This is a genomic window from Arthrobacter sp. GW460-12-1-14-TSB2, from assembly GCF_059423525.1.
This window is the reverse complement of record NZ_JBWKYC010000009.1, coordinates 75,944-90,534: the sequence shown is the minus strand read 5'-3', so window position 1 is coordinate 90,534 and position 14,591 is coordinate 75,944. Positions and strand designations below refer to the sequence as shown.

At 65.1% G+C, this 14,591-nt stretch carries 14 protein-coding genes; 10 read left to right on the top strand and 4 right to left on the bottom strand.

Annotation, left to right across the window (positions count from 1 at the left end; all coding sequences use genetic code 11):
- Positions 1-51: 51 nt before the first annotated feature.
- On the top strand, positions 52-1,008 hold the full coding sequence (locus AC07YR_RS12635; protein WP_494734208.1) for a lipid kinase: 957 nt from the start codon (positions 52-54) through the stop codon (positions 1,006-1,008).
- 24 nt (positions 1,009-1,032) lie between these two features.
- Here AC07YR_RS12635 and AC07YR_RS12630 read toward each other — a convergent pair whose 3' ends face one another.
- Both AC07YR_RS12630 and AC07YR_RS12625 read right to left on the bottom strand, forming a co-directional pair.
- Positions 1,033-2,106, bottom strand: a complete 1,074-nt coding sequence (locus AC07YR_RS12630; RefSeq protein ID WP_494734145.1) for a methyltransferase — start codon at positions 2,104-2,106, stop codon at positions 1,033-1,035.
- Positions 2,107-2,374: 268 nt separating this feature from the next.
- Complete coding sequence (locus AC07YR_RS12625) at positions 2,375-2,935, bottom strand: hypothetical protein (protein ID WP_494734144.1); 561 nt, start codon at positions 2,933-2,935, stop codon at positions 2,375-2,377.
- A gap of 246 nt (positions 2,936-3,181) precedes the next feature.
- Here AC07YR_RS12625 and AC07YR_RS12620 point away from each other — a divergent pair, with 246 nt between their 5' ends.
- From AC07YR_RS12620 to AC07YR_RS12605, 4 genes are all read left to right on the top strand, one after another.
- Positions 3,182-3,862 (top strand): DUF998 domain-containing protein, encoded by a 681-nt coding sequence (locus tag AC07YR_RS12620; RefSeq protein ID WP_494734143.1) that lies wholly within the window; start codon positions 3,182-3,184, stop codon positions 3,860-3,862.
- Positions 3,863-3,958: 96 nt separating this feature from the next.
- Positions 3,959-4,972 carry a medium chain dehydrogenase/reductase family protein gene (locus AC07YR_RS12615; protein WP_494734142.1) on the top strand — a complete coding sequence of 338 codons (1,014 nt, stop codon included), beginning with the start codon at positions 3,959-3,961 and terminating at the stop codon, positions 4,970-4,972.
- Positions 4,973-5,015: 43 nt separating this feature from the next.
- Positions 5,016-6,101: a hypothetical protein gene (locus AC07YR_RS12610; RefSeq protein WP_494734141.1), complete on the top strand. Its 1,086-nt coding sequence runs from the start codon at positions 5,016-5,018 to the stop codon at positions 6,099-6,101.
- A gap of 43 nt (positions 6,102-6,144) precedes the next feature.
- Complete coding sequence (locus tag AC07YR_RS12605; RefSeq protein WP_494734140.1) at positions 6,145-6,816, top strand: hypothetical protein; 672 nt, start codon at positions 6,145-6,147, stop codon at positions 6,814-6,816.
- A gap of 81 nt (positions 6,817-6,897) precedes the next feature.
- On the opposite strand, the gene AC07YR_RS12600 is transcribed toward AC07YR_RS12605, so the two are convergent.
- Complete coding sequence (locus tag AC07YR_RS12600) at positions 6,898-8,262, bottom strand: aminotransferase class I/II-fold pyridoxal phosphate-dependent enzyme (RefSeq protein WP_494734139.1); 1,365 nt, start codon at positions 8,260-8,262, stop codon at positions 6,898-6,900.
- 130 nt (positions 8,263-8,392) lie between these two features.
- On the opposite strand from AC07YR_RS12600, the gene AC07YR_RS12595 reads away from it, so the two are divergent.
- The 5 genes from AC07YR_RS12595 (at position 8,393) to AC07YR_RS12575 (ending at position 13,425) form a co-directional block, all read left to right on the top strand.
- On the top strand, positions 8,393-9,355 hold the full coding sequence (locus AC07YR_RS12595) for an ABC transporter substrate-binding protein (protein WP_494734138.1): 963 nt from the start codon (positions 8,393-8,395) through the stop codon (positions 9,353-9,355).
- 72 nt (positions 9,356-9,427) lie between these two features.
- Positions 9,428-10,348, top strand: a complete 921-nt coding sequence (locus AC07YR_RS12590; protein WP_494734137.1) for an ABC transporter substrate-binding protein — start codon at positions 9,428-9,430, stop codon at positions 10,346-10,348.
- A gap of 26 nt (positions 10,349-10,374) precedes the next feature.
- Positions 10,375-11,334, top strand: coding sequence for an amino acid ABC transporter permease (locus AC07YR_RS12585; protein WP_494734136.1), 960 nt, complete (start codon positions 10,375-10,377; stop codon positions 11,332-11,334).
- On the top strand, positions 11,331-12,137 hold the full coding sequence (locus AC07YR_RS12580) for an amino acid ABC transporter ATP-binding protein (RefSeq protein ID WP_494734135.1): 807 nt from the start codon (positions 11,331-11,333) through the stop codon (positions 12,135-12,137). The genes AC07YR_RS12585 and AC07YR_RS12580 overlap by 4 nt, the downstream gene beginning before the upstream one ends.
- Positions 12,138-12,174: 37 nt before the next feature.
- Entirely contained in the window at positions 12,175-13,425 is a 1,251-nt protein-coding gene (locus tag AC07YR_RS12575; RefSeq protein WP_494734134.1) for a M20 metallopeptidase family protein, read from the top strand.
- Between the two features lie 75 nt (positions 13,426-13,500).
- Here the strand turns inward: AC07YR_RS12575 and AC07YR_RS12570 are convergent, their stop codons facing one another.
- On the bottom strand, positions 13,501-14,580 hold the full coding sequence (locus tag AC07YR_RS12570; RefSeq protein WP_494734133.1) for a LacI family DNA-binding transcriptional regulator: 1,080 nt from the start codon (positions 14,578-14,580) through the stop codon (positions 13,501-13,503).
- Positions 14,581-14,591: the final 11 nt, after the last annotated feature.

Genomic DNA, 14,591 nt, shown 5'->3' with positions numbered 1-14,591 from the left:
CGGCGCCGTCGCCATAGGAAACCCTCAGGTCCACGACCTAGCATGTCCAACATGAAAGCTGCCCGGGACGCCCGCTCTGCCGCCGTGGTGATCAACGCCGGATCACGCCGAGGGACGGCACACGAACTTGCGGTGGACGCCATGCGCAAGGCAGGTGTGCCCGTCTCCGCCGTGCACCCAGTGCTGTCCGGGGGTGATCTGGCCGAGACGTTTGACCGCGTGCTTGCGGACGGGCACGACCTGGTGGTTGTGGGCGGCGGCGACGGGACCGTGTCCTACGCCGCCGGTCGGGTTGCCGGCACCAGCGTGGTGCTCGGAGTTCTTCCGCTGGGCACCGCCAACGACTTCGCCCGGACGCTGGAGATACCGAACAACCTTGCCGAGGCGTGCGCCACCGTCGCCGAGGGAAAGGTGGTGGACATCGACCTCGGCCGGGCCAACGGTGAGCCGTTCCTCAACGTCGCGTCCGTGGGCCTGTCGGTAGCTGTGACGGAGGCTCTGAGCCCCCGCTTGAAGCGGTACATCGGGCCATTGGCGTACAGCATCGCCACGCTTCGGGCCTATGCCCGGCACAAGCCGTTCCGGGCCCGTCTCGAGTTCCCCGAGGGGGACCACGAGCCGATGGAACTGGACAACCTGCTTCAGGTGGCCGTCGGCAACGGCCGGCATTACGGCGGCGGCAACACGGTCTCCCCCACCGCAGGGATCGATGACCACCTCCTGGACATCTACGCCATCCTGGCGGGCCCGCTCCGGGAGCACGTGAGCATCGCGCGGCTGCTCAAGGACGGCAGCTTCATCGAACACGACAAGGTGTACCACCTGACCAGCCGGCACGTCCGGCTGGTCACCGACCAGCCGCTGCCGGTAAACCTCGACGGCGAAATCGCGACGGTCACGCCAGCCGACTTCACCGTCCAGCGCAACGCCGTCCACGTGGTGGTGCCCCAGAGCAGCACCAGCGCGCTGTTCGACGGACCGGGCGCCGCGGGCGGGCCGCCGTCGTGATGCCCCGACGGCGGAAGGTTCTGACTATCGGGGAACTAGCCGCCACAGCGACGTGACCTCGGCCGCGCGCGCCTCGAACAGGGGATCGTCCCGGTCCGACGCCTTCGGATGCGTTGGCTTAGTGTCCAGCCGCTCCGTCACCTTCAGCCCGGCCGCCTCGATGGCGGCCAGCAGATCCCCACGCGACCGCAGGCCAAGGTGCTCGGCCAGGTCGGAGAGGACCAGCCAGCCCTCCCCGCCCGGCTCAAGATGGTCGGAGAGTTCGTTCAGGAAGCGGAACAGCATCCGGCTCCCGGGGTCGTAGACTGCGCTGTCCAGGCTGGAATGCGGCGTGGCCGGAATCCAGGGCGGGTTGCACACGATCAGCGGCGCCCGTCCGGGCGGGAACATGTCGGCCAGGACGGCCTCAGCACGGTCCTGGACTCCGAGGTTGCGGAAATTCTCAGCGGCGCAGGCGATTGCGCGCGGTTCATTGTCCGTCGCCACCACACGGTGGACACCACGGCGCGCGAGGACCGCAGCGAGCACCCCGGTGCCGGTTCCGACGTCGAACGCCAGCGTGTCAGAGGGCAGCGCAGCGGCGGCCACGAGATCCACATACTCACTCCGGGTGGGGAAGAACGTGCCATAGTGCGGGTGGATGCGGCCCTGCAGCGCATCGACGTGGACGCCATTCCGCCGCCACTCGTGGGCGCCAATTGCCCCGACAAGCTCGTGCAGGGACACAACGGAATTTTCGCCGATTTCGCCGTACGCTTCAGCGGCGGCCTGCCGGATGTCCGGTGCGCGGCGCAGCGGCACCACCGGGCCCGGATCAAGAGGAATCAGCAGCAGGCCGAGAACGCGTGCACGGTGCGAGCGGGACTGGCGGTGCCGATAGAACTTATCGGCCGGAGTGCCTGCGGTCTTCTTTCCGGCGCTTACCCGGCGGTCCAGGGCGTTGAGGATCTGCCGTGCGTTGTGGAAGTCACCATGCCAGAGCATCGCGATCCCCTGTGACGCCATCCGGTTCGCCTGATCGGCCGTGAGGGAGTCGGAGACCACTTCGACGCGCGTCGGCGCCGGCCTGCCGTTCGCCGAACGCCATCGCGCGCTCATGCTCTCACCAGCCTCAACCCAGGTCACGAGGGCACGCTCATCCACCGCAGCTGCGCGCGAGTGGTTGAGGACCGACGTCGGGATTCCCGCGGGAGCTGGCGTGTCGGTAGTGATAAAGATCCATTCCAAGCGTCAGAGGAGCCGATCGGCGACTGACGATTGCGGCGGTGATTCCACGACGTCCAAGGCCACGGCCCAAGTTTCCGGCCGTCATCCGGCCACGAACTGAGCTTGGTCGATGGCCACTGGGGCCCTTCAACCTACATTGTCAGGATACAGGTGTGCCGTGGCCGCCGCCCGCCGCTGCAGAGATCTGCCGCTTGACCTGCTCAAGCTCATCTTCGAGCAGGTCAACTTTGGTACGGTATTTTTCGAATTCCGCCGCCCGGCGCCTGGCCATGGCGAAACTGATGACCGCGGCGAGAACGGCAAGCGGGAACGAGAGCAGCAGGGCCCAGCCGGACACGGCAAGGAAGTCCAGGGCTACGGGAAGCGCCTGCTTGAATGCCAGGAAATCGTTCACCCCACCGACCATTCCCTGCAGGGCGGAGTCCAGGGGGCCAAAGTACTGCCCCACGATAGGCGTCTCGGAAAACGACGGAGCGCTCAACGGCGGTTCTCCCCCCGCCGACCAGCGCGAATCACGGAAGGTGTTCAGGACGTAGATCCCGGCACCCGCATTGAGGGCCGCGAAGAGCAGGACGGCACCAAGCGCAGTCCAATGGAGTCTGCGCCAACGCCAGAGGCCGGCCACAAGTGCGAAGACGGCGGCCGCAATCCAAGAAAAAGTGCGAAGTTCGTCGCGGCTCAGGCCGCCCAGCAGATCCAAGGTATTCCCCACCCTTTGCAGTTGATGCTTGTTGCGGTCCCAAGCAATGCCTGTTCAGGTCCCAAGGGAGCCTATACCAGCCACCCCGGGGCATGTGTCGGTACTTACGGGCGAAGGGCAAGGCCGTTCGGCCCTATCAACCTGCGGCAACCGGCCTAAAGCTTTAAACAGAAAGGCGCTGGGGCGGACGCCCGCGGGCCCCTGCACCGAGCCTTGCCAGACCGCGGGCACTGAGGACATCCGGACATGTCAATCGACAAGCACCGGCTCCCGGTGCGCGGGCGGGCCGCGACGCAGGAAAGCCAGCGCCGTGACGTCACTCGCAAGGCCCTTCTCGCGGCAGGAGCGCTGTCTTCGCTGCTCTACGTGGTCGCCACCGACGTCGTGGCCGCGTCTGCGTGGGACGGATACCGCCGCACCGAACAGATGGTGAGCGAACTGTTCGCCGTCGGATCCCCCGGCCGGGACGTCCTGGTGCCCTTCACGTGGCTCTACACTGTGCTGTTTACCGCGTTCGGGGTGGGCGTCTGGAACTCCGTACGCGGCAACCGCGCCCTGCGCATCGGCGGCGGCCTGCTCATCGGGTACGGGCTGTGGAACATCGTGGGCGCCCTCTACCCGCTGACGCTGGGGGACGATGCTTCCATTCCCATGCATATCCTCGCCACCAACGTCCAGCTCGCCCTTATGGTTTCGGCAATGTGCTTCGTGGCTGCGGGGTTCCACGGCCGAATGCGCGCGTACTCCATCGCCTCGCTCGCTGTTTCCGCGGTGATGGGCATAGTTGCCTTCATGGCGGCCCCGGGACCGAATCTCGTGCTGGGCATCGGCGAAAGAATCAGCATTGGAGCGTTCCTGCTCTGGGTAGCTGTCCTCGCGGTCGCGCTGTGGAAGCGACCTGCTACTGCCAGAACATCCCAGGTTTAGACGCCGGGCCCTCACTTCAGCTCCTCCGGATATTCCTTTCCGAGACCGGACCAAAGTCCCTGACCTGACCACCAGCGCCGGGCGTACGCTGGCCGCATGAAGCGTGTCGTCGTCGACCATTTCGGCGGTCCAGAGGTCCTGAAGGTGGTGGACGCCGACGATCCCCGGCCGGGTCCGGGCGAGGTTCGGATCAGGGTTCTGGCGTCCGGCGTGTCATTCACTGACTCCCAACTGCGCGCCGGCACCTATTTCGGCGTCCCGAAGCCGCCGTTCACGCCCGGCTACGAACTGGTCGGTGTCGTCGACCAGCTGGGCGAGGGCTGCAACAGGCTGCGTGGGGGACAACGCGTCGGAGCACTGACCGTATGGGGCGCGAACGCGGAGCTTGTCTGCGTGCCCGAGGCGTACGCGGTGGAAGTGCCCGAGGACCTCGACCCGGCGGAGGTTGTGAGCCTCGTCTTCCCCTATATGACCGCCTACCAGCTGATTCACCGCGTGGCAATGGCCAAGAGCGGGGAAACTTTGCTCGTGCACGGCGCAGCCGGCAGGGTCGGCACCGCAGTCCTCGAGCTGGGAACGCTGGCCGGTCTTCGCCTCTACGGCACCGCTTCAGCCAGCGACCGCCCCGCCGTGGAGCGGCTCGGCGCGGTTGCGATCGACTACCAGCGCGAGGATTTCGTCACGCTGGTGCGCGAATTGACCGGCGAAGGCGTCGACGTTGCCCTTGACGGGCTTGGCGGCGCCCTGTCGCTACGCTCCTTCCGCACGCTGCGACCCGGTGGGAGGCTCGTCGTGTTCGGGCATTATTCCACCCTGGTTCGCGGGCGGAAGAGCTGGCGGGGGTGGGTCGAGTGGTGGGCGGCCACCATCAGCGTCGCGCTCTGGGGCCTGCTCTCGCCCCGGCGGCGGGTGCTCTCCTACCGGATCCAGAAGCTGCGCATCCGCCACCAGGACTGGTTCCGGGAGGACTTCCGCGTCCTGCTCGAGATGCTCCGTCGCAGCGAGATCCACCCGGTCGTGGCTGAGCGCCTGCCGCTGTCCGATGCCCGTCGCGCTCACGAAATGCTGGAGTCCTCGGCTGCCACGGGAAAAATCGTGCTCGTGCCGTAAGGGCACCATCCCTCACCGAACACCTTCGTGGAAGTGGCCAACGATGCTTGAAATCGCGCGCAACACCAGGACCGGCGGACGCCGCGACCTGGTCACCGAACTCCTGGGCCTGTGGCTGGTGCTGGCCGTCTTCCTGGACGGCTGGGCGCACCTGAACCTGCCCAGCCTGGAGACGTTCTTCACCCCGTGGCACGCCGCCCTCTACTCCGGCATGCTGGCGACGGCGGCGTGGACCGCCGTCGTGATCCGGCGGAACCGGACACCGGGGCAGCCGCTGGTGCAGTCCATCCCGCCCGGCTACCGGGGAACTGTGACGGGGCTCATCCTCTTTGCCATCGCCGGCGGTCTGGACCTGCTGTGGCACGAGCTCCTGGGCATCGAGGTCTCGCTGGACGCCCTGGTCAGCCCCACCCACCTGCTCCTGGGCTTCAGCCTCTTCCTCATCCTCGGCACCGCGGTCCGGAGCGCCCGGGCGAGTCACTCAGCCGGCCCCGACGACCACCCGGCCCTGACCCCGGCGGCGCTGTTCGCCGTCGTACTTATGACCGGGCTGGGTGCGTTCTTCCTCATCTACGTCTCCGCCTTCGTCCGGCCGGGGCCAACGGCCCTCTTTGTTCCGACGCCGTTCGGCAGCCCCGGGCGGGTCCAGTCGGAGATGCCTGTGGTCGTCACCCTGGCCAGCTACCTGCTGACCACCTTGCTGATCATCGCCCCGTTGCTCTTCACGCTCTCCGCGGCGAGGCGTCCGGTCCGCGGGGTTGTCACCCTGCTGGTGGCCGCTGCAGCATGGCTGCCCGTCGCGATGCTGGGCTTCCACACGTATTCGATTGCTGGAGCCGCTGGCGCCACTATTGCCGCCGTCGTCTCTGACCTGTTGCTGGCCCGGCTTCCGGCAACCTGGCTGCGCAGGCGGCTGCCGGCGGTCATGGGAGGAATCGCGGCTGTCCTGTGGACGGGACAGCTCGTGGCGTTCGCGGTGACGGACGCGATCCGCTGGCCCGTCTCGCTCTGGCTGGGCGCAGTGGTACTCAGCGCCGCGGTGGCCGCGGGCCTCGCCTTCCTCGCCTCCTGGGGTCCGGCGGGTTCGGTGGACTCGGCGGGTTCGGTGCCGGACTCCGCCGCGCGGTAGCGGCTTCTCACAGCCAAAGGCGGACGCAGTTGATAATGACCACGTGATCACGTTCATCAAGGTCCTCCACAACGTCCTCTTCGGTGCTGGCTACCTGTCCATCGCCGTGCTCGCCTCAGTGATCAGCTACTACGGCAGGCCGGAGCTAGGGCTCGGCATCATCTTGACCGCAACCGCCATGTTGGTGACGCTCCTCATCGCCTCCGGTGTGGTCAACCACAGACACAAGCGGGCTGTGCAGTGTGCCCGGAATGCGGAGGCCGCTGGCACGGCCGGACACACCAAGACCTACAGCGCGCACGCCTCTGAATCCTACGAACATGATGCCGACACTGTTTGGTCGCTGATCCGACCGGCCGAGAGCGCCGTGTTGCTCTCTGACGCACAGCGGGCCTTCACAGTGCCGGGGACACCTATTGGCGTCGGGGAACAGCAGTGCTTCATTCGCCGCGACGGTTCGGTTTCCATCATCGAGGTCATCGGTGAAGAGAGCCCACGGTGGGCAACGACGAGGCCCATATCGCCGGGCGAGATGAATAGTCGCTCGACCTATCGCCTGGAACCGACCTCAACTGGATGCACTCTCACTCTTGGAACAGTCATTGAACTCCCTGCAAACGAAGTGCTTGCAGAGGACCCCGACCAATGGTGGGAAACCCTAATGAGGCCCTACCTGACCCGGATCAAGGAAGTCCTGGCCGCCCGTCAAACTTAGCGTGGGCGGACCAAGGTGAATTCGCCGCCCAAACCGGGTGCCGCCGTCGGAACTCCCGACGCCGGCGGGCCGCCGGTGGGCCTAGATGGCGCGGGACGCCATGGCATACAGGTCGGCGACTTCCTCAGGATGCTCCAATTGCCGGCCTATGGCCAGGCGGATGCTCTGAGGTTGGCCGCCCCGGATGGCGCCGCCTGAGGCGCCGCCCGCTGCCACGCCGTGCGAGGCCAATACCAGCAGCGCCTGCTGTTCATTCAGCACCGGCACCCATAGCGCCAGCCCGTCGTCGTGGCTTTCCACCGTTACGCCGCGGTCGGCGAGCAGCGAAGCTATGTGCGTCCGGCGCTTGGCGTATTCGTTGCGCGCATGCTGTACCTGCGCCTTGACGGCTTCGCTGGTCAGCATCCATGCAAGCGCGTTCTGCAGGATCCGGCTGGTCCAGCCCGCCCCAAACTGCCTGTACAGCCTGGCCCTCTCCAGCGGCTCGGCGGGACCACCGATAACGGCAATCCGGAGATCTGGCCCGTGGGACTTGGAGTAACTGCGGACTTGCACCGTCTGCGCCGGAAGAAGTGCACCCATGCCGGCATAAGGGCCTACGGCAAGATCGCCCAAGCCGTCATCCTCGATGATGAGCACTTTGGATTCCCGCAATACCTCAGCAACCAGGTCCCGACGCGCGGGCGTCATGTTCGTGCCCGACCGGGAGTTTGCGCACGGTTCGTAGATGAACGCGACAGGGTTCTTGGTGAGGGCCTGTTTCAGAGACTCCGGGACGGGACCGTCCGCGTCCGTCGCCACGGGAACAACCACGACGCCGGCCAGCTCAAGGATGTCCAACAGCCGAGGGGTGGCCGGGTCCGCCACCGCGACGTGCTGCCCCGGCAGGATGCTGGACGACACGAGCAGGAGAATGCCTTCGTAGCCGCCGTTCACAGCGAGCCAGCTGTCGGGTTCCCAGCCCCAGCCGGGCTTCACGGCGTCCACCAGTGCCGGGGTGATCCCGGGCCGGCGGTAGGAATTCATGTCCGGATCAGGGCCCGCGTTGGCTATGGCTGCCGCCAGATCGGGGAGCAGAAGGGGATCCGGCGCGGCCAGCGTCAGGTCCAGCACGTCCCCCTGCCAGTACCTGGAGACATTCTCAAACCTCTGCGGGGCGAGCAGGGCAGGACGCTCGAGGACACGGATCCCCTGCCGTCCGGATCCCTCAATCACCCGCTGCTTTCGGAGAATGTTCCACGCCGCGGAGACCGTTCCAGGGCTCACCGCCAGCCGGGCCGCCAGGGCCCGGACCGTTGGGAGCTGGACTCCGGCTGCCACCTCGCCTGCCCGGATCAGCTGCGTGACAGTGGTGGCTATGCCCGTGGCCGACGCCTCCGAAATTTGGGCGCTGAGCCACGCCGCCGACAGGTGTGTTCCTTCGGCGGTCACCTCTACAGATTCCATCCCAACCCCCTAGTTATGTTCAGTAACATATACCCTCTTGTGCAGTTTCTGCAACTGAACATACGGTGTTGTCCGTAGCCCACATCACAACCGGTCTGGTCGGCAGCAGAGATCGCAGTTAGGAACTTCAGTGAAACGAATTCAGTTGGCCACCCGGAATTGGGATCACGTCATCCCGTTGGCCTTGGGCGATGTGCCCCAGGAACGCTATGCATTTGAGCGCCGGGAGATCACCCCGGACCTCTGGTCCGAGCCAGGGCTCGACGGCGGCGAAACCTCGTTCAGCCGCTACATCAGGGCCCGCGCAGCCGGCGACTTTTCGGTCACCGCCCTGCCCGTCTTCATCATGCGCGGGTTCCGGCACCGGTGCATCATCACCCGGACCGAATCGCCCTTTGAATCGGCGGCGGACCTCCGCGGCGCCCGGATAGGGCTGACAGGCTGGGTGGACACCGGCAACACCTGGACCCGGGCCATCCTCCGCCAAGCGGGTGTCGGCATCGAGGACGCCGAATGGCGCGTCGGCCGGCTCACCGCAGGCCACCCCATCCAGGACCGGATCGGCGCCATCGCGGTCCCGGACAATGTGCAGCCGTGTGAAAACGAGGAACCCATGGTGGACATGCTCCTCCGCGGGGCGCTGGACGCCATTATGACGCCCTTCATGCCGGCAGGATTCTACGAGCCCGGCTCTCCTTTGCGCACTTTGTTCCGGGACTCCCGCGCCGCGGAAGAGGACTACTACCGGTCAACGGGCTATGTACCCGGGATCCACCTGCTGGCCGTTCAAACCCGCGTCCTCGAGGCAAACCCGGGGGCGGCGCAGGAACTGGTGGACCTTTTCGAGTCCTCCCGGATCCTGAGCGACAGCCGCCGAGGGAAACTCCAGGACATCACGCCCTGGCAGAACGAAGCCCTGGCGGAGACCACCCGGGTGTTTGGTGCTAACTGGATGGCAACCGGCTGGAAACACAACCAACCTATGATCAATGGCCTCCAGACCGAGATGATCGCGCAGGGTCTGCTGGCAAGCCATCTGGCCGATGATGCCCTCTTCCCCTTCAAGCCCGAACCCTCCGACGTTTTGTCCTGACCAACCTCCGGCGGCAACCCTCCGTGCCGCCCGTTTACTCCCATGAATCCCCCACGGCAGACAGGTATGAAAATGAAAACATCAAGCAAACTCGGTGCCGCAGCCGCCGTCGTCGCCTTCGCCCTGACCGGGTGTGCCGTCGACTCCAGCCCGGCAGGCTCGACCACCGGTTCCTCTGAAAGCTCAGCTGCACCGCAGGCCTTCAACCAGGAACTGCATGATGCCCTGCCCGAAAAGATCAAGGCGGCCAAGAAGATCGTGGCCGTCAACAACGGGTCCTTCCCCCCGTACACAGTGGTCGGAGCCAACGGTGAAATGGACGGCGCCACAGCGGATATCTCCGACGCCATGGGAGAGCTGCTGGGCGTAGAGATCGAACACGTCACCGTGGATGGCCTTGCCAGCGTCCTGGGCGGAATGGCCGCGAACCGCTATGACGTGGACCTCGGCCCCGTGGGCGATTTCAAAGAGCGCCAGAAACAGGGAACGTTCGTTGACTGGGTCCAGGAATACGTGGTCTTCGCTGTCAGGAAGGGAAACCCTGCGGGAATTTCGGACCTCGAATCGACGTGTGGAAAGAAAATCGCCGTGATGGCCAGCGGTTCAGCCGAGAAGGTCATCAAGGCCCACTCGGAGAAATGCACCGCCGCCGGAAACCCCGCCATCGACGTGCAGTCCTATAAAGACCAGCCCACCGCGATCCTGTCCGTACAGTCCAGCCGCGCCGATGCCTTCTTCTCGTCCCAGGCACCGCTGACTTATTTCGTGGAGCAGGCCAACGGCGCCCTCGAGCTGACCGGGACCGGCCAAAAGAACGGCTTCAACGACCTCTTCCAGGGCGCGGTTGTACCCGTTGACTCACCGATGGCTGACGTGCTCCTCAAGGCCTTCAACATCCTGTATGAAAACGGCACCTACGAAAAGATCATGAAAGACCACAAGCTCGAGGGCAACATGATTGACGAGCCCGGACTGAATCTGGGTGTCTCCTGATGACGACACTGACAAAAGCGTCCCCCGTGACCGAACCCCAGCTCGACGTTTCCCAGGCTTCCCGCCGCAAACACCCCTGGCGACTCGTCGCCGTCGGCATCATCGCCATCCTCGCAGCCCAACTGCTCCAGCTGTTCATCACCAACGAGCGGTTCGCATGGGGAACGGTTGGCAAGTACCTCTTCTCCGACGTCATCTTCAAGGGACTGCTCATGACGCTCGGACTCACCGTGGTGGCGATGCTCCTGGGCACCGTCCTCGGCGTCCTCCTGGCCATCTGCCGCATCTCCAAAAACCCGGTCTTGAGTGGCTTCGCAGCAGGCTACATCTGGTTCTTCCGCGGAACACCCCTCCTGGTCCAGCTGATCTTCTTCTACAACCTCTCGGCTCTGGTTCCTGAGCTCTCCTTCGGCATCCCGTTCGCACCGCCGATGTGGTCCACGGAAACCAACAGCGTTGTCACCCCGATGCTCGTGGCAATCCTCGGCCTGGGCCTCCACGAGGCCGCCTACATGGCAGAAATTGTGCGTGGCGGACTGCTTTCAGTCGACCCCGGCCAGCGGGAAGCCGGCTATTCAGTGGGAATGACCAACTACCGGGTCATGCGGCGGGTGATCCTTCCCCAGGCCATGAGGTTCATCATTCCGCCCACGGGCAACCAGGTCATCAGCATGTTGAAGGCAACCTCGCTGGTAAGCGTCATCGCGATGGCGGACCTGTTCTACACCGCGCAGTCCATCTACAACCGGACGTTCGAAACCATTCCGCTGCTGCTTGTCTCCGTGATCTGGTACCTCGTCCTGACCACGTTGCTCAACATCGGCCAGTCCTTTATCGAACGGCACTATTCCCGCAGTTCCAAGCGAGACGAACCGGGGTTCTTCCAGTTCCTCACCGGCGGGTTCAAGCGTCCTGCAAAGCCCGCAGCTGTCCCCGCCGCTGGAAGCGTGCAGGCTCCCGCCAAAGACCATGGAGAAACACTGTGACCCAGACAGCTACAGCCCCCAATGAAACAGCAGCCCTGACCAACGGCCCGGTCCTCGTCGCGAAGGGTGTGCGGAAGAGTTTCGGCCACACCGAGGTCCTCTCCGGCATCGACCTGGAAGTCACCCAAGGTGAAACCGTGGTCATCCTGGGCCCCTCAGGATCCGGCAAGTCCACTTTCCTGCGGTGCATCAACCTGCTGGAGGACCTGAACGGCGGCCGGATCCTGGTGGACGGCAAAGATGTGGGCTTCGAGGTCAAGCACGGCCGGCTCCACGAACTTGCACCAAGCCAGGTAGCCCGCCGACGCCAGGACATCGGTATGGTGTTCCAGCAGTTCAACCTCTTCGCCCACATGACCGTTCTGCAAAACATCATTGAAGCCCCCGTGGGCATCAAAAAGGAATCCCGGGCCGAGGCGACAGGGCGAGCCAGGAAGCTGCTGGCGCAGGTCAACCTGGCGGGCAAGGAAGACGCATATCCCCGACAGCTCTCCGGCGGCCAACAGCAGCGAGTGGCCATCGCACGTGCACTCGCAATGCGCCCCAAGCTCATGCTGTTCGATGAGCCCACCTCCGCCTTGGACCCGGAACTGGTCGGCGAGGTTCTCGCTACCATGCGCGAACTCTCAGCCACCGGCCTGACCATGGTGGTGGTCACCCACGAGATCAGCTTCGCCCGCGAGGCGGCCGACCGGGTGGTCTTCATGGACGGCGGCGTGGTGGTGGAGCAGGGGACGCCTGAGCAAGTGATCGGCAACCCGCAACACGAACGGACGCGCAGCTTCCTGGCGCGCTTCCTGTAGATCGATCAGCGTCAAGATCAGACCGGAGAATATCCCCATGACCAGCACCATTGCTACACCCACGCCCACAGATGTCATCGGAGCGGCGCTAGGGCGAGACACATCGCTGGCCGGCGACCTGGTTGCGTTCCGGCGGGAGATGCACGCCGATCCCGAACTCGGACTGGAACTGCCACGCACCCAGGGCCGCGTACTCGAAGCCCTGCGCGGCATGGACCTCGAGATCACCCTCGGCAGTAACTCCACATCGGTAGTCGCCGTGCTGCGCGGCGGACTTCCCACCGAACCCGGCATTGCGAGACCGTCAGTCCTCCTGCGCGGCGACATGGACGGACTCCCCATCACCGAGAAGACCGGGGTGTCCTTCGCCTCCGCCAACGGTGCCATGCACGCCTGCGGGCACGACCTGCACACCGCGGGACTCATCGGGGCCGCCCGACTCCTGCACGCCGTCAAGGACCAGCTCCCCGGCGATGTCATTTTCATGTTCCAGCCGGGCGAGGAGGGGCACGGCGGCGCCGAGATCATGATCGCCGAAGGTGTCCTGGACGCGGCGGGCCCGCGTCCTATCGCGGCCTACGGCGTCCATATGGCCTCCGACGCCCCGGCGGGCCTGTTCACCACTCGACCGGGTCCGTACATGGCGGCGATGGGCGAACTGCAGGTGGAAGTCCTGGGACGGGGAGGACACGGATCGCGCCCCTTCCAGACGCTTGATCCTGTGCAAGTTGCAGCCGAAATGGTAGGCGCCCTGCAGACCTTCGTGACGCGCAGGTTCAACGTTTTCGATCCCGTGATCCTCACCGTAGGAAAGTTCCACGGTGGAACGGCGGCAAACATCATTCCCGACACCGCTGCCTTCACGGCTGGAGTGCGGTCCTTCAGCCCGGCCGTGGGAAAGCGCCTGCAGCAGGAACTTCCGGACATGCTTCGAGGGCTTGCCGAGGCACACCAGCTCACGGCGAATGTTTCTTTCACGCCCAAGCTGCCTGCCACCATCAACCACAACGAAGAGGCCATGTTCTGGGAGCAAACAGCCGCCTCGCTCTACGGGCAGGACCGTTTTGAACTCCTCGCCCATCCGAAGGCCGGCTCCGAGGACTTCTCCTGCGTTCTCCTGCAGGTCCCGGGAGCGTTCGGTCACTTGGGCGCAGGCTCACCGGACATGGACCCGAAAGACTGGGCACCGATCCATTCGGCGCGGGCGATTTTTGACGACGGTGTGCTGCCGGATCAGGCACGGTTCCTGGCTGCGCTGGCATTCAACAGGCTTCGCGCCTCAGTGTGAGCGGGACGGCGGCACCCAACCCGGGTGCCGCCGTCGTACTTTATCTCTCTACGCCGTACCCGGCGCCCCGGCAACCTAAGCCGGCGAATGCACAGCCACGGATGCCCGTTCAACGACGGGGCACATGATCTTCACGGCGGCGTCGTTGGAGGCCTCGTCAAGGCCCAGCAGCATGCGGACTCCTGCCGCCCCGAGTTCGTAGTGGGGCAGGGACACTGTGGACAGCGGAGGCCGAAGGTGGGCGGCGATAACTTCCTGGTTGTCAAAACCCACGACAGCCATGTCATCCGGAATGGAGAGCCCGTTTTCCCGCAGGCCGTCGTAAAGCCCCATGGCCATCCGGTCGTTGTAGCAGTACACAGCGGCGACGTTGCGCTTGAGCAACTCTTCGGTGGCGCCGTATCCGCCTTCCTGGTCCGGATAGGCTTCCAGCACCAACTCCGGGTCGAACGGAATGCCGGCAGCCTCCAGCGCATCCTTGTAACCCTGAAGCCGTCCGTCCCTGGCGGGCGCGGGGGTGGTGGCGTTGATGAAGGCGATGCGCCGGTGGCCGCCGCGGAGCAGGATTTCCGTCGCGGACCGCCCGCCTTGCTCTTCGTCGGGCACAACAGCACGGGCAGCGCCGGGCTCCGGCGAGAAGCAGTTGACCAGGACGAAGTCCGCCTCGCGCAGTGTTTCCGGCACGACAGTGGGACGGTGGAACCACGTCGAGTACAGGATGCCGCGCACCTTGTACTCCAGCATCATGGCGATCGCATCCGTTTCCAGATCGCGGTTACCCTCGGTGTTGGCGATCAGCAGCGCATAGCCGTGTTTCCAGGCTTCGTCCTGCGCCCCATGGATGATCTGACCCGCGAACGGCGTCGTAGCCACACCATCGGCCACGAGCCCGATGAACCGTGAGGTGCCGCTGACCAGCGTCTTCGCCATGGCGTTGGGGCGGTACCCGAGCTGCCGGATCGCATCCTTGACGCGCTGGCGCGTCTGCTCTGCAATGCGGGCGTTCTTCTTCTTGTTGATCACAAGAGACACCGTGGCAGTGGACACACCGGCTGCTTCAGCAACTTCGCGGAGAGTCACCGGCTGGGCACGGCTTTTACTCACAGGAACGTCGGGGGTGGCCGCGTTGCCTGAGTCTTTCTCCTTCGAAATCATCTGTCCTCCAT